Source organism: Bacillus sp. M13(2017), from assembly GCF_002218325.1.
Classification (GTDB): Bacteria; Bacillota; Bacilli; order Bacillales; family Bacillaceae_G; genus Bacillus_A; species Bacillus_A thuringiensis_K.
In genome coordinates, this window is the sequence record NZ_KZ268508.1 from 167,484 (window position 1) to 183,833 (window position 16,350).

Below are 16,350 nucleotides of genomic sequence, written 5' to 3' on the forward strand. Positions count from 1 at the left end.
GTATAGTAAAATCGTACGAGTATGTATACTTGTACGATTTTTTAGTGAACTATTTCAGAGGTAAAAATAAACAACTGAAATAGTTCTTTATTTTGCTATGTCTTTCGCTTTATTTCAAGTAATTTCTCTTTTGCTAATTCAACGGCGATCGCATCATCTAAATAGCCAATTGGAAAGAGATAGTCGGGAATAATATCTGTCGATAAAATGAAATACAGTAATGCGCTCCCAAGAACTGCACGTTCTTCTTTTGAAATGGTTTCATTGCAAAATTGTTGATACATATCTGTTAATTGTTCAATAAAAGGACCAGCACTATCAATTTGCTCTAATTTACTTGCGAAACTGTCATGAATACGTTTTTCGCCTTCTGTTGTCTGGGCATAGCGTTCGTAATTTTCGAGTTCTTGTTTTACGCGAGTTGTAGTGTAATCGAAATCGAATAAGTTAGAGGATTGCAGCGTTTGCTGAATGGTATCAAGAGATGTGTACATATCTGTTTTTTCTTTATTTATGTGAGGAGAATCAGGGTACATTTCATCAAATAACAATTGGGGTGGAACTTGAAGACATTCTGCAAATTTTTGTAGATGTTTTTGTTTTGGCGGTTGTTTGCCATTAATAATTCTTGAGACTGTTGCAGGATCAATATTTGTAAGTATTCCTAGTTGGCGCATAGATAAGGCGCGTTCTTTTAAAAGTTTTTTTATTAATTTGCCAAGCCGATCATTCGGGTTTTCATTAGCCATAGTGTAGGCACTCCTTTTTTAGTATTGAAAAAATATTGAGCATTTATTACAAGTATATGAAACAGACAGGCACAGTTGCTCAACATTTTCATAATATGCATTGAAAAGTGAGAAAAAGGGGTGACTATTTATGAGTACAGTAGGCTTATTTTCAATTTTTTTAATCGGGATCGCTTCTAATTTAGATAATGCAGGTGTTGGAATTGCATATGGCATTCGTAAAATTCGTATTTCGTGGTTTAACAATTTTATCATCGCATTCTTTGGATTTTTATTTACTTTACTAGCTGGATTTTTTGGAAACTGGATTGCGTTATTTATTTCAGAGTTTACAGCAAATCTGATTGGAGCAATCGTTTTAGGGGTAATCGGTGTGTTTATTTTGTGCCAGCCTTTCTTGGGTCAAAAAAATACTGCAGGTTCTAAAGATGGTAATGTACTTATGGGCATTTTACGTAATCCGGAAAAAGCAGATTTTGATGGTTCTAAAACAATTAGTTTCTCAGAAGCAATTGTTTTAGGAGTTGCGTTGTCTATTAATAATATTGCAGGTGGATTTGATGCAGGGGTAACAAATTTAAATCTTTGGCTTACAGCGACTATTTCTGGGGTGTTTAGTTTTATTTGTATTAGTGGTTTTGCGTATGTAGGAAAACGATTTTTAGCAGAATACTTAGGGAAATGGGCGACAGTTATCGCAGGACTATTATTAATTCTTATTGGGATCGATCAGTTGTTGTAAGGAGAGTAGAAAACAAGGTTCGAGTATTTCCTTGGAAATACAGCAAGAGATTGCATATATCGACGTACTTTTCTCCATACTAATACGGATTTCTTTTAAGAAAGGGGGATTTGTATGGGACGCGGGAAAGCATTTGATCATAAGAAAAAAGGGCATGATCATCAACCACCTAAAGGTGCGTTCATTCATAAAGATGTAAATGAACATACTTTGGAAGAGGAAGAGCTACCAGTAAATATTGAGGCGTATAAAAATAGTTTAAAAAAACATTAAAAGCACCTACATAGGTGCTTTTTTAACGTATATCTTCAATTAATTGTTCGGATTCTTCATGCATACTGTACTCACTTAATACTTGAATGCAAAGCCACTTTAATTCCTCAATCGTATGCTCAAGTTCTTCAGGAAGCACATGATAAATGTCTTCAAGTCCCATCCCGAAATGAATAAGTTCAAGTACTTGATCATCGATGTTCCGATCCATTAATAATTCAAGTACTTCTAAATTGAATATGTATCGGTGAGCTTCGTCGAGTGAAACAACTTTTAACTTCAAGCTTTCTACAATACTCAATATAAAAAGAAGGATTGTTTTTTCAAGAACAGGTTGTTTTCCCATTTGAAATATTAGTTTCATCTTTCACACCTCCACATATAGCGCTAGGTTGTACTATATTATTCAGGAGGGGGGAACAAATATGCATGATATAGAGAAACTTTCAGCACTGTTTTTGTAAGAAGATTGATACCTGACAAAAGTAAGGTTTTGGTGAAATAAAAAACCCTGCTAGTATAGCAGGATAACTCGTGATTAAAAAATGCTCCAACCTTCTTGAGCAGAAAGAAGTTCAAGAATTTTAAAACCGGCAATACTATTTCCGTTTGCATCTAAAGCTGGTCCGAAAATACCGATTCCCATGTCTCCTTTTACGCAGCCAAAAATACCACCGGCTACACCACTTTTTGCAGGAATACCAACACGAATTGCAAATTCACCAGATTCGTTATACATACCACATGTGACCATAAATGTTTTGCAAATTTTTGTAATATGTTTAGGGATGATTTGTTTCTTTTTATATGGATCATATCCATCCATTGCAAAAATTAAGCCGATACGTGCTAAATCGATGCAGTTTACTTCAACTGCGCATTGACGAGTATATAAATCCATAAGTTCTTCAATATCACAATCGATAATTCCGTTTTGTTTCATATAATAACAAAGTGAACGGTTTAGGTAAGCTGTCTCTAGTTCTGAATCGGCAACTTTAGAGGAATAATTAATAGTAGGATTATCTGTTATTTCACGTACAAAATGAAGAATACGTTCCATTTTTTCCTCGTTATCTTTTCCTGCTAACATGCTTGTAATAGCTAAAGCACCTGCATTTATCATTGGATTAAGGGGTTTGGACGGACTTGTCGTTTCTAACTTAATAATAGAATTAAATGGGTCACCCGTTGGTTCCATTCCAACTTTAGAAAATACATATTCTTCACCACGGTCTAAAAGGGCAAGGGCAAGTGTAATTACTTTGGAAATACTTTGAAGAGTAAATAGTGTTTGTGAGTTGCCTGCATGGATATATTCTGTTTCTTTATGGAAAATGGCAATCCCTAAATCGTCTGGATTTGCATTTCCTAGTTCGGGGATATAAGTAGCAAGTTTTCCTTTTTTCGTATATGGTTTTACTTGTTCTAACAACTGTTGTAAGTTGTTTGTTTCAATGCACTGCATAGTACCAACGCTCCTATTTTGAATTAACTAAGTTTACTTTTCCCGATATGCTCGGAAATAAATAATAACATGAAAAAGTGGAATGATAAAACGAAAGTTCAATGTGATATAATAGGTCTTTCGTTTCGAGTATTCTGTATTTTAAAAAGGAGAAATTTCCTTTTATATAACAGTTTGGAAATAGGAGATTTATCCATAAAAAGTTCAGAAATAAAAACTACACATCTATACAACTATATGTTATTATGGTTATGTAATAGAAAGCGTTTTCTAAAGCGTACTTATAATGATAACGATTTCATAAATTTAATTAGGGGGAATTAAAATGTTGCAGTTTTTACAACGTATTGGTAAAGCTTTAATGCTTCCGATCGCAGTACTACCAGCAGCAGGATTATTGCTTCGTTTAGGGCAACCAGATGTATTTGATATTCCTGTTATGGCACAGGCCGGCGCAGCAGTTTTTGATAACTTAGCACTTATTTTTGCAATTGGTATTGCAATCGGTCTTTCAGTGGATGGTAGTGGTGCAGCAGGTCTTGCAGGTGCAATTGGTTATCTTGTTATGAAAAATAGTATTGATGCGCTTAGCAAAGGGTATTCAACTGCTGAATTACAAGATAAATTGGGTAAAGTCCAAGATTTAATAGGTAATAGCGCAAATGTAGATCCATCTAAGCTTGCGGATACAATGACACAAGTATCTAAGGCTGCTGAATTATCGACTAAAGTAGATATGAAGGTTTTAGGTGGTATTATTGTCGGTGTTATAGCGGGACTTCTTTATAATAAATTCCATAAGATTAAACTTCCAGAATGGTTAGGTTTCTTTGCTGGAAAACGTTTCGTCCCAATTGTTACATCAGTTGTGATGCTGATATTAGGAATTCTATTTGCACAAATTTGGCCAACAATTCAAAATGGTATTGATGCATTAGCTCATGGAATTGTTAATTTAGGTGCAATTGGTTCAGGATTGTTTGGTTTATTAAACCGTTTATTAATCCCAATTGGTTTACACCACGTAATGAACACATACTTCTGGTTTGTATTTGGGGACTTTACAAATGCAGCAGGTAATGTTGTTAATGGTGATATTGCTCGTTTCCTTGCCGGAGATAAAACAGCGGGTATGTTTATGACTGGTTTCTTCCCAGTTATGATGTTCGGTTTACCAGCAGCATGTTTCGCGATGATTGCAGCTGCTAAACCAGAAAAGCGTAAAGCAGTTACTGGTATGTTAGCTGGTCTAGCATTAACTTCATTCTTAACTGGTATTACAGAGCCTATTGAATTCTCATTCATGTTCTTATCACCAGTATTATATGGTATTCATGCTGTACTAACAGGTCTTTCTTTATTTATTACAACATCACTTGGCATTCATGATGGTTTCTCATTTAGTGCCGGTGCAATCGATTACGCTTTAAACTTCGGTATTGCAACAAAACCAGTCTTACTAGCAGGTATCGGTTTAATTTACGCAGCAATTTATTTCATAGTATTCTACTTCTTAATTAAGAAGTTCGATTTAAAAACTCCTGGTCGTGAAGATGATGATGAGTTAGTTGAAGATGGTGATGCACCAGTTGCAGGTTCAATTGGTGAAACTTACGTAGCAGCTTTAGGTGGAAAAGAAAACTTAACTGTTATTGATAACTGTGCAACACGTCTACGCTTACAAGTAAAAGATGCTGGTCAAGTAAACGAAGCAGCGTTAAAACGTGCTGGTGCGAAAGGTGTTATGAAATTAAGTAACACGAGTGTCCAAGTTATCGTAGGTACAAATGTTGAATCTGTTGCCGATGATATGAAAAAACACGTATAACTAATACGATAAGAGGATATCCGAAAAGATTGATGACATCAATTTTTTAGAGGATATCCTCTTTTTTGTTAATAATTTAAAGGGAATCTTACTTTTGTAAATTTTCTTTTTCTTTTTTGTACATATAGGTTGGTAATATGTGCAGTGCGTGATAAAGTAGGGATGATATAGAATGGATTATCCATAATCTACTAAAATAATTCTTTAGTAGACGAATTAAATTATTGTTGAGTAAGGGGAAAAAAGCAATTATGGATCAGGAAAAAAATAATGCGAATAGGGAAGCACGTCGGCCGATTGTATACATAAAAAGAACAATTATTTTCGTCTTACTACTATCACTTGTATATTTCATGTATACAAAAATTGTTGCGCATAATAAGAAAGAAGAAACTTTAAAAGCGGCAGCAGAAATGAAGAAACAAGAAGAGCTAAAAAAGAAAGAAGAAGAAAAAAAGAAGCAAGAAGAACAAAAACAACAAAAACAAAAAGAGCAGGAAGAACAAGTGAAGCAAGCGCAAGCTGTGGAGAAGCTTACCGAGGGACCACCTCAAGAAATTAATGAAAACGCTCAATTGGACCAGTATTTACAAAACGCAGGATTTAGTGGTACGGCTGTTATTGTGAAGAATGGAAAAGTTCTTTTAAATAAAGGGTACGGCATGGCAAATAAAGAGCAGCAAGTACCAAATAATTCAGAGACAACTTTTTATATTGGCTCTATTTCAAAGGCGTTTGTGGCAACCGCTATTATGCAGTTGAAAGATCAAAATAAATTACAAGTAGAAGATACTGTTGCAAAGTATATTCCAGACTTTCCTCAAGGTAATAGTATTCAGCTAAAACATCTATTAACACATACATCAGGGATTCCCGAATATGAGCAGGGAAAAGAAGATATTTCTCATGAAGAACTGATAAAGCGGATAGGAAATCAAAAGCGTATTGGTGGTCCAGGAGAGAAGTGGAAGTATTCTGATTCGAATTACTCTATACTTGCATACATTGCCGAGAAGGTAAGTGGACAGTCGCTCGAAGAATATATTAAACAACATATTTTTGCTATTGCGGGTATGAAACATTCTGGTTTTGGCACAGCGTTAGAACAAACAAGATTCCCATCAACGGGTTATAAAATAGTAAATAATAATATGACAACACCTAATATTCCGAGCATGTCACAACTATATGGTTGTGGTGATATATACACAAGTGCGCATGATTTATATTTATTTAACGAAGCACTATTCTCTGGTAAATTAATTTCAAAAGAGAGTTACGATCAAATGTTTACGGGTGGAAAAAAGGATTACGGGTTTGGATGGTACGTAGACCCAGGAAGCTATTCGAATCACGGTGTAATGCCAGGATGGAATTGCTTAAACGGATTTAGTAAAAATGGTAGTGTATATGTTGTTTTATTATCTAACATTCAAAATAACATTAAATCATTTGGTAAAGTGAATAACGACATTTATTCGATATTGCGGAATATTGAAGTGTAAGAAACTATCCTTTTGGATAGTTTTTTTTATGCCTTGAACCAAATATTTCTTTTAGAAAATGTATGTCTTACCTATCACAAAAATATCTATTTTGTATACATTAAGATGTATGGATGTGAAATTTTATAATCTAAAAATAATAGGAGGAGAAGTGTATGTGTCTGTTCAGAAAATATTGGCATAAATTATCGAGATTGTTTAATAGGCAATTAGATTATTTTTTAGATAATAAGTTATTACCTGCTGTGGAAAGACTTTTATTTTCACAAAACTTCGCGAGATTTATTCAAAGAAATTCTAAGCAAGCTACAGAGGAATTTATTGAATCAAGTAGATTTCAATCTATTATTTGTAACATTTTAAAAGAATGTAATACATCACCATTTAAAGAAATTGCAGAGCAGTATTTGGGTAAAAACGTAGAAATTACTGTGACAGTTGGACAGTTAACGGGTGTGATTGTAGCGGTTGGAGATGATTTCTTAACACTGCGAGAAGGAATAGGAACAGAAGTTTTATTACCATTTACAAGTATTATATCAATTAAAGAAGCGTAAGAAAGGAGAGTTATATATGTTATTTACTGATGAATTACGTAACCATGTTGGGGAACTAGTGCAAGTTGTGACAGCTGTAGAAATCATTGCAGGCGTTCTTTTATCTGTGACGGATGGGGCAGTAATTGTTCGTACTTCTCCTTCTTATGGACCACCAGAAGATGTAGTTGTACGTATTCCTATTATTGCTTATGTTCGCTTGGAAGGGTAAGAGTGATGCAAGTATGAGAGTGTCAGTTGTGATTCCAGTGCATAATGAAGCAAGTACTTTATCAAAAGTTTTAATAGAAGTAAGAAAGCTCGAACCATATGAAATTATCATAGTAGATAATGGATCGACAGATGGTACGAAAGAAATAGCGCTACAGCATAATTGCCGTGTGATTTATTATAGATATTCCCTTGGTAATGATGTGGGACGGGCAATTGGTGCTAGAGAAGCAAAAGGTGAAATTGTTTTATTTTTAGATGGCGATATCGTCATGAAAAGTGAAGAATTATACAATTTTATTAAAGGAATACAGCAAGGACATGAGATTGTTTTAAATAATTTAACATGGTCCGTTTATTTGAAGATGAGACCGCATTATACGACGGTTGGAAAATATATGTTAAACCGTTATTTGAACAAAAAAGAGTTTGTTGTAGGATCTTTAATTGCGATACCACATGCGATAAGTCGTGAAGTGATTGAAAAACTAGGATGGTGGAATTTAGCGGATCCAGCACTATTTCAAGCGATGGCGATGTCTAGAGGAGTAGATATTTCTGATATGGCTTCAGTTGATGTCATTTACACAAATAAAGTTCGTCCTGTCCATACGGGCACATCACCTGGCTCTCCTTATCCGAAAGCGACTAGTCGTATTATGGGTGATCATTTGCGTGCTTTACAATACGTAATTGAAACATACGGTAATCGCGGTGATTTTTCAGAGGACAATAGAGATAGAGAGTTTGTAGGAAAGTATAAACCAGTTTTATTACAAAAGAAAAAAGCGAAATATAGTGCCATTATCCCGGTATCAGAAGAGAAAACAACTATAAGGTCTGTTATACAAGAAGTGAAAGAAGCAGGTGTAGATGAAATTATAGTTGTCGCGAATGGAGCAGATGTTGAGACTGTTAAACAGGCAAAGCTAGAGAATGTTATTGTTGTTGAATTTACGAAGGCGCTTGGACATAATGTAGCACGAGCAATAGGGGCCATGCATGCTACGGCAGATATTTGTTTATTCGTTGATGGTGATTTTGTTATTCCAGCAAAAAAACTCACTCCATTTTTACATGCTGTTGAAGATGGAAATGACGTGGTGCTAAATGATTTACAATGCTTATTAGATATGTTTCATCCAGCAGATCCAATTAGTATGGGAAAATACTTTTTGAATTTGGTAGCGAAAAGACCAGATTTATGGAATAACTCACTAACTGCTGTACCACATGCCATTCATAAGAAGGTAATAGAGAAAATAGGATATGACTCCCTTATCATTCCGCCATTAGCACAAGTGAAAGCTATTTTAGAAGGATTCTCTATTACAGCAGTAGAGTTAGTAGATGTTATAAAAACAAATCGAGTACGTCCAGAGCAACACGAATTTGTAAATGGACGTATTTCAGCATTTGATCGTATTTTCGGTGATCAAATTGAGGCGATTGCGTATTTATTACAACGTACGGACGAACGCGGTGGCTTTACTGATGGAGATAGAGATAGAGATATAATTCAACAATTGAGAAGGGAAGAAGAGAATACAAATGAATAGTAGTAAAGTAGCTATTATTGGGTTAGGGTATGTTGGCCTTCCTTTAGCAGTACATTTTGCAGAAAGAGGGCATACAGTACTTGGATTAGATAAAGATATTAGAAAAATAGATTCAATTATAAAAGGAGAAAGTTATATTCCGGATGTTTCTTCTAAAGAGTTACAAAGTTTATTGACCAAAAAAAAATTAACAGTAAATACACCGGATCAAGGCATTGCTGATTTTCAAAATAGTGATTATGTTATTGTCACTGTCCCGACTCCAATTAATGAACAAAGAGAACCAGACTTAAGTGCCCTCATTTCAGCTTCGCATTATATACAACAAAACCTTCAAAAAGGACAAACCTTCATTTTTGAAAGCTCCACATATCCAGGCACACTTGAAGAAGTCATCCTACCTATTATTTCTCAAAATGGTAAAAAGGTAGGTGAAGATTTCTATATCGGATATTCCCCTGAGAGAATTGATCCAGCAAATAGTCAATATTCAGTTCAAGTTATTCCAAAAGTTATTAGTGGACAAACAGAAAAGTGTAAACAAAAAGTACAGGAGTTGTATAGCACTACATTTGATGTAGTTGTTCCAGTTAGTTCTCCAAAAGTAGCGGAAATGTGTAAGTTATTTGAAAATATTCAGCGCCTAGTCAATATTTCCTTAGTAAATGAGTTAAACACACTATGTGAAAGTTTAGGAATTGATTTTTATGAGGCGCTTGAAGCCGCATCTACAAAACCATTTGGATTTACCCCATATTGGCCAGGACCAGGAATAGGAGGACATTGTATTCCAGTAGATCCTTTATATTTCCAATGGAGAATAAAAAAGAATGGGGAAATTAGTCAATTAATTGAGGCTGCACATGTGATTAATGAAGAAATGCCAGAGAAAATAGTCCGGAAAGTAAAAAGTGTGGTGCAATCACCTGCAACGGTGTTAATTGTAGGGATTGCGTATAAAAAAGATGTAAATGATTTGAGAGAATCACCAGCGTTACCGATTATTCAGTTATTAAGAAATAAAGGATACGAGATAGAATATCATGATCCTTATATTTCTTCCGCGGAAATGGGAGATAAGGTGTACCAATCTGTTTCTTTAGATGAAGAAAAAGTTAAAAAAGCGGATTGTATTTTAATTTTAACGGATCATTCAAATATTGATTGGAAGCTTTTTAAAGGAATGGATCAAGTAATAGATACACGCGGGATCGTAAAGAAGGTGAGTAAATGAGTAAGAAATGTTTAATTACAGGTGGGGCCGGATTTATCGGGTCGCATTTAGCTGAAGAGTTGATGAGAAGAGGTTATGAGGTCACTGTTGTGGATAACTTTTATAAAGGTAAAAATAAGTATCATAAAGAGTTAATGAAAGAAATCCGTGTTATTCCAATAAGTGTTTTAGATAAAAATTCTATTTATGAATTAGTAGATCAGCATGATGTCGTGTTTCATTTAGCAGCAATTTTAGGTGTGAAAACAACAATGGAAAAAAGTATAGAGCTCATAGAAACGAATTTTGATGGGACGAGAAATATTTTACAAGCAGCGTTAAAAGGAAAGAAGAAAGTAGTTTTTGCTTCTACTTCAGAAGTATATGGTAAGGCCAAGCCGCCTTTCTCTGAAGAGGGAGATCGATTATACGGGGCAACTTCTAAAATACGCTGGAGTTATGCAGTGTGTAAAACATTAGAAGAAACATTATGTTTAGGATACGCATTAGAAGGTTTACCGGTAACGATTGTTCGTTATTTTAATATTTATGGTCCAAGAGCGAAAGATGGTCCGTATGCAGGGGTAATCCCGCGATTTATTAGTGCGGCACTGCAAGGAGAAGACATTCTCGTATATGGAGATGGAGAGCAGACACGTTGTTTTACGTATGTAAGTGATGCGGTAGAGGCAACGATTCGAGCGATGGATGAAAAGGTAAATGGTGAAATTATTAACATAGGTTCTGAGAATGAAAAGAGTATAAAAGAAGTAGCAGAAGTAATTAAAAAACTAACGAAATCTTCTTCGAAAATTGTCCAAGTTCCTTTCGAAGAGGTATACCCACATGGATTTGAAGAAATTCCAAATAGAAGACCGGATGTTGCGAAATTAAGAGAACTTGTTCAGTTTCAAGCAGAAGTAACGTGGGAAGAAGGATTGAAAGAAACTATTAAGTGGTTCCGTGAAGAAAATAATGGCTAAGTCACTATCGGTCATTATACCTGTATGTAATGAAGTTGAAACGATTTCAGATGTTATCCAATCGGCAAAAGGATTAAATCCAATAGAGATTATTGTAGTAGCAAACGGTTGTAACGATGGTACAGAAGAGGTTGCTGATCGTTTAGGGTGTAAAGTAATCAAGCATACGGAGCTACTAGGGAACGATGTTGGCCGTGCGGTTGGCGCAAAACACGCGATAGGTGATGTATTACTATTTATAGATGGTGATTTTGCTATTCAAACTTCCAAATTACAATTATTCCTGAATCCGATTTTACATGATCAGACCGACATCGTTTTAAATAACTTGGATGCATTATTTTTAAAAAGGCAAAAACCCAATTCTATTACAGTATGGCGCCAAATATTAAATGCAATGTTAGAGCGTGAAGAATTAAAAATTGATTCCTTATTAGATGCACCTCATGCGTTGACGAAAGAAGTCGTTCAAAGCATTGGATATGAAAGCTTTGTTAATCCTATTGTCGCTCATTTACGCCTAGTTCAAAGTGAATGGAGAATTAGTCGGCATTGTGCAATTGACGTTATTACGCCAAATAAATTTCGGCCGACCGAGCATGCTGCATATGGCACGGGTCTGTCGCAATCTGAAAAACGGATGATAGGTGATCATATAGAAGCTGTAGCGGAGCGAATAGTAGGTAGTGATGAGCGCGGAGGATATTATGATGGAAATAGGAAAAGGGATAGTGTCTATCATACTCTAGATTTCGAAGATTTTTATCAAGGATGGGGCATTACATCTAAATTGTATAAAGGAAAGCAATTATCAGTCATTATTCCTGTACAAGATGAAGAGAAAACAATTGGAAATGTTATAGATGAACTTCGAAAAATTGAACCTTTTGAAATTATCGTTGTAGCAAATGGCTCGTCTGATCAAACCGCAACGATTGCAAAAGAAAAGGGAGCAACAACAATTGTATATAAAGAAGCACTTGGAAACGATGTAGGGCGTTCACTTGGAACTTACTTTGCAAAAGGCGATATTGTGTTGTTTATAGACGGTGACTTTGTTATCCCGGCTAGGGAACTATATCCTTTCGCAAAAGCTATTGCAGATGGAATGGATGTCGCATTAAATGATCTAAATCATTATTTAGATTTAAGAGTACCGCTTCATCTTGTAACTGCATTTAAATATGCATTAAATTTAGCTTGTGATAGAAAGGATTTAGGGGTAGGATCACTTATTGCGGTACCTAATGCATTTAGCCAAAAGTGTTTGAAAGCAATTGGGTATAAATCTTTATTGTCACCTTGTGTAGCACAAGTGAAGGCTCTTCTTTCTGGATTTGAAATTGCATGTGTATATCATGTTGAGGTTGATAAGATGAACCGTATTCGTCCCAGTGAACATTTCGCAAAAATAGGTCACCCTCCAGCTGTACTTCGAATTATAGGTGATCATATAGAGGGACTAGAGCAAATAATTGCATTAACAGACAATCGTGGCGGATTCTATGACGGCAATAGAAAAAGAGATGTTTTAGAGTAGTAACAAAAAAAGTGTACAACATATGTACACTTTTTTGTTCTGTTATAAAAACTATAACAGATTAGGATATAAGAGTATTACAGCTCTACAATGGGTATTGTTCTTATATTACAAAATAGGACTCGTATATAAGGGTACCAAAAAAATACAATTAAGGAAAGGGTTAATTATAAAGACTTTTAAGTGAAGTTAACACTATACATATAGTAGTTTGCTCAACATTTCACAAACATGTCACAACTGTTTCGTTCACTTTCGCAAAAAAGTAGTATTCTAAGTGTGTAAGCTGTTATATAAAAAATCTTAGTCCTGTACTAATCAAAAATGGAGGAGATTAGGATGACTCAAGTATTAGAAAATGTTAAAAACGCATGGGAAAACTTTAAAGGTGAAAAATGGAAAGCTGAGATTGATGTTCGCGATTTCATTTTAAATAATGTAAACGTTTACGAAGGAGATGAATCTTTCTTAGCGGGAGCAACTGAAGCAACGAAACAACTTTGGGATCAAGTAATGGATTTAACAACAAAAGAACGTGAAAACGGTGGCGTTCTTGATATGGATACAAAAATCGTTTCTTCTATTACATCACATGAACCAGGATATTTAAATAAAGATATTGAAAAAGTAGTCGGTTTCCAAACTGATAAACCATTTAAACGTTCTTTACAACCATATGGTGGTATTCGTATGGCGGAACAAGCTTGTGAATCTTACGGATACGAAATGGATAAAGAACTTAGTCGTATTTTTAGAGATTGGAGAAAGACTCATAACCAAGGTGTATTCGATGCTTATACATCAGAAATGAGAGCTGCTCGTAAATCAGGTGTTATTACTGGTCTTCCAGATGCATACGGACGTGGACGTATTATCGGTGACTACCGTCGTGTAGCATTATATGGGGTAGATCATTTAATTGAAGCGAAAAAAGCTGATTTAAATTTAACTGGCGGTGTAATGAGCGAAGAGACAATGCGTTTACGCGAAGAGTTATCTGAGCAAATGCGTGCACTTCAAGAGTTAAAACAAATGGCTGCTGCTCATGGTTTTGATATTTCTAAGCCAGCAACAAATACGCAAGAAGCATTCCAATGGTTATACTTCGCATATCTTGCAGCAATTAAAGAGCAAAACGGAGCTGCAATGAGTCTTGGACGTACTTCTACATTCTTAGATATTTATATTGAAAGAGATTTAGCAAATGGTACTTTAACAGAAGAAGAAGTACAAGAAATTGTGGATCACTTCATTATGAAATTACGTCTTGTGAAATTTGCAAGAACACCTGATTATAATGAATTATTCTCTGGTGACCCAACTTGGGTAACTGAGTCTATCGGTGGTATGGCATTAGATGGTCGTTCATTAGTAACAAAGAACTCATTCCGTTTCTTGCATACATTAGATAATTTAGGACCAGCTCCAGAACCAAACTTAACAGTTCTTTGGTCTAAACAATTACCACAAAACTTTAAAAACTACTGTGCAAAAATGTCTATTAAAACATCAGCAATTCAATATGAAAATGATGACATTATGCGTGCTGATTACGGCGATGACTACGGAATTGCTTGCTGTGTATCTGCAATGAGAATTGGTAAACAAATGCAATTCTTCGGCGCACGTGCAAACTTAGCAAAAGCATTACTATATGCGATTAACGGTGGTAAAGATGAAAAATCTAAAGCACAAGTTGGTCCTGAGTACGCACCGATTACTTCTGAAGTATTAGATTATGAAGAAGTTATGCATAAGTTTGATATGACAATGGAATGGTTAGCAGGCCTGTATTTAAACACATTAAATGTTATTCATTACATGCATGATAAATATAGCTACGAACGTATTGAAATGGCACTTCATGATACAAATGTTCTTCGTACAATGGCAACAGGTATCGCGGGTCTATCTGTAGTGGCAGATTCATTAAGTGCAATTAAATACGCAAAAGTAAAACCAATTCGTGATGAAAATGGTATTGCAGTTGACTTCGAGATTGAAGGAGATTTCCCTAAATACGGTAACAATGATGATCGTGTAGATGAGATTGCTGTAAATCTTGTAAAAACATTTATGAATAAACTTCGTAAACATAAAACATACAGAAATTCTGTTCATACAATGTCAATCTTAACAATCACATCTAACGTTGTATATGGTAAGAAAACTGGTAATACTCCAGATGGCCGCCGTACTGGAGAACCATTTGCACCAGGTGCGAACCCAATGCATGGACGTGATACAAAAGGTGCATTAGCTTCATTATTATCTGTGGCTAAATTACCATATAAAGATGCACAAGATGGTATTTCTAATACATTCTCTATTATTCCGAAAGCACTTGGTAAAGAAGATGATGTACAAGTACGTAACTTAGTATCAATGCTTGATGGCTATGCAGTAAAAGAAGGCCACCACTTAAATATTAACGTATTTAACCGTGAAACATTAATGGATGCAATGGAACATCCTGAGAAGTATCCACAATTAACAATTCGTGTATCTGGTTATGCTGTAAACTTTATTAAATTAACTCGTGAACAACAAATTGATGTAATTAACCGTACAATGCATGAAAGCATGTAAATGAAAAAAAGTGTCCCTTCGTTCTTAATATATAGCGAAGGGAGGCTGTTTCAATAAAGGAGGAAGTAACATGGTAAAAGGAAGAATACATTCTGTAGAGTCTTGTGGTACTGTTGATGGCCCAGGGATTCGTTATGTCATATTTACACAAGGGTGTTTATTACGTTGTCAATATTGTCATAATGCTGATACGTGGGAAATCGGTAAAGGTAAAGAAATAACAGTTGAAGAAGTGATGCAGGATGTGACATGTTACCTTCCATTTATTGAAGCTTCCGGAGGCGGTATAACAGTTAGCGGTGGAGAGCCATTATTACAACTAGACTTTTTAATTGAGTTGTTTAAAAAGTGTAAAGAGGCTGGTATCCATACAACAATTGACTCTTCTGGTGGTTGTTATTCTGAGGAACCAGAATTCCAAAATAAGCTAGATATTTTAATGGATTATACAGATTTAGTTTTATTGGATCTGAAACATATCGATTCCAAAAAGCATCGTAAATTAACAGGGAAACCAAATGAACATATTTTACAATTTGCTCGTTATTTATCGGATAAGAATAAACCGATTTGGGTACGACACGTATTAGTCCCTGGTGTTACGGATAATGAAGAGGATCTACAAAAACTATCTAGCTTTATTCAAAGCCTGTCTAATGTTCAAAAAGTTGAAGTGTTACCATATCATAAGCTTGGTGTATATAAATGGGAGGCGCTTGGACACAAGTACCCACTCGCAAATGTAGAACCACCTACTGAGAAAAATGTAGAACATGCTAAACATATTTTACAAGCGGTCTAATCCAAATATTGGATTAGGCTTTTTGCTTTCTTTACAATAAAATCTAGAGTATATATTGATAAAAGAGTATACTGAAAGTAGAATATCCATAATTTTGTAAGGAATAAGTGGAGAAATTTACATAATTGTAAAGGGAAATCAAAATAGTAAAAAGAATTAAGAAGTAAAAGAGTGAGTATCATGGAATAGAGAACATTTGTAAGTTATTGCGAAAGCTCTTATAGGAAAGTATAATGTAAAGATATGAGCACAGATAGGATTAAGGGGTCAATCTTATATGCTTTGCATATCCACGACAGGTACATAGCTGAAAGGGAATTATTAGAATCTGT

15 protein-coding genes and 1 pseudogene are annotated in these 16,350 nt (G+C 35.1%); 13 read left to right on the forward strand and 3 right to left on the reverse strand.

All coding sequences use genetic code 11. The features are described 5' to 3' along the window. Nucleotides 1-95: 95 nt before the first annotated feature. Complete coding sequence (locus CGQ22_RS20210) at nt 96-749, reverse strand: DUF1232 domain-containing protein (RefSeq protein ID WP_001262772.1); 654 nt, start codon at nt 747-749, stop codon at nt 96-98. 130 nt (nt 750-879) lie between these two features. On the opposite strand from CGQ22_RS20210, the gene ytaF reads away from it, so the two are divergent. Further along, nucleotides 880-1,491, forward strand: a complete 612-nt coding sequence (gene ytaF, locus CGQ22_RS20215) for a sporulation membrane protein YtaF (RefSeq protein WP_000108731.1) — start codon at nt 880-882, stop codon at nt 1,489-1,491. Between the two features lie 114 nt (nt 1,492-1,605). Then, entirely contained in the window at nt 1,606-1,764 is a 159-nt protein-coding gene (locus CGQ22_RS32095) for a hypothetical protein (protein WP_000532409.1), read from the forward strand. Nucleotides 1,765-1,786: 22 nt separating this feature from the next. Here the strand turns inward: CGQ22_RS32095 and CGQ22_RS20225 are convergent, their stop codons facing one another. Together CGQ22_RS20225 and glsA are read right to left on the reverse strand one after the other, a co-directional pair. After that, nucleotides 1,787-2,128 carry a DUF3969 family protein gene (locus CGQ22_RS20225; RefSeq protein ID WP_000766604.1) on the reverse strand — a complete coding sequence of 114 codons (342 nt, stop codon included), beginning with the start codon at nt 2,126-2,128 and terminating at the stop codon, nt 1,787-1,789. 174 nt (nt 2,129-2,302) lie between these two features. Next, nucleotides 2,303-3,232: a glutaminase A gene (gene glsA, locus CGQ22_RS20235; RefSeq protein WP_001149850.1), complete on the reverse strand. Its 930-nt coding sequence runs from the start codon at nt 3,230-3,232 to the stop codon at nt 2,303-2,305. 69 nt (nt 3,233-3,301) lie between these two features. Here glsA and CGQ22_RS32780 point away from each other — a divergent pair. From CGQ22_RS32780 to pflA, 11 genes and pseudogenes are all read left to right on the forward strand, one after another. Next, nucleotides 3,302-3,416 (forward strand): annotated as a pseudogene (locus CGQ22_RS32780) (transcriptional regulator). A 141-nt stretch (nt 3,417-3,557) separates the two neighbouring features. Next, a complete protein-coding gene (gene nagE / locus CGQ22_RS20240; RefSeq protein ID WP_000938892.1) occupies nt 3,558-5,060 on the forward strand; it encodes an N-acetylglucosamine-specific PTS transporter subunit IIBC in 1,503 nt (500 codons plus the stop codon). A gap of 251 nt (nt 5,061-5,311) precedes the next feature. Beyond that, nucleotides 5,312-6,565: a serine hydrolase domain-containing protein gene (locus CGQ22_RS20245; protein ID WP_000371847.1), complete on the forward strand. Its 1,254-nt coding sequence runs from the start codon at nt 5,312-5,314 to the stop codon at nt 6,563-6,565. Nucleotides 6,566-6,720: 155 nt separating this feature from the next. Next, nucleotides 6,721-7,122, forward strand: a complete 402-nt coding sequence (locus CGQ22_RS20250; RefSeq protein WP_000335529.1) for an LSm family protein — start codon at nt 6,721-6,723, stop codon at nt 7,120-7,122. 16 nt (nt 7,123-7,138) lie between these two features. Then, the gene (locus CGQ22_RS20255; RefSeq protein WP_000899469.1) at nt 7,139-7,333 is read left to right on the forward strand and encodes an LSm family protein; all 195 of its coding nucleotides are present in this window, start codon (nt 7,139-7,141) and stop codon (nt 7,331-7,333) included. A 13-nt stretch (nt 7,334-7,346) separates the two neighbouring features. Next, complete coding sequence (locus CGQ22_RS20260) at nt 7,347-8,891, forward strand: glycosyltransferase family 2 protein (protein ID WP_001266454.1); 1,545 nt, start codon at nt 7,347-7,349, stop codon at nt 8,889-8,891. Then, entirely contained in the window at nt 8,884-10,125 is a 1,242-nt protein-coding gene (locus CGQ22_RS20265; protein WP_001088928.1) for a nucleotide sugar dehydrogenase, read from the forward strand. Before CGQ22_RS20260 ends, CGQ22_RS20265 begins: the two co-directional genes overlap by 8 nt. Beyond that, nucleotides 10,122-11,087: an NAD-dependent epimerase/dehydratase family protein gene (locus tag CGQ22_RS20270; protein WP_000037019.1), complete on the forward strand. Its 966-nt coding sequence runs from the start codon at nt 10,122-10,124 to the stop codon at nt 11,085-11,087. Before CGQ22_RS20265 ends, CGQ22_RS20270 begins: the two co-directional genes overlap by 4 nt. Next, complete coding sequence (locus CGQ22_RS20275; protein ID WP_139032814.1) at nt 11,080-12,627, forward strand: glycosyltransferase family 2 protein; 1,548 nt, start codon at nt 11,080-11,082, stop codon at nt 12,625-12,627. The genes CGQ22_RS20270 and CGQ22_RS20275 overlap by 8 nt, the downstream gene beginning before the upstream one ends. A gap of 339 nt (nt 12,628-12,966) precedes the next feature. Beyond that, nucleotides 12,967-15,216 (forward strand): formate C-acetyltransferase, encoded by a 2,250-nt coding sequence (pflB, locus tag CGQ22_RS20285; protein ID WP_000195482.1) that lies wholly within the window; start codon nt 12,967-12,969, stop codon nt 15,214-15,216. A gap of 70 nt (nt 15,217-15,286) precedes the next feature. Next, nucleotides 15,287-16,018: a pyruvate formate-lyase-activating protein gene (gene pflA, locus CGQ22_RS20290; protein WP_000238466.1), complete on the forward strand. Its 732-nt coding sequence runs from the start codon at nt 15,287-15,289 to the stop codon at nt 16,016-16,018. Nucleotides 16,019-16,350: the final 332 nt, after the last annotated feature.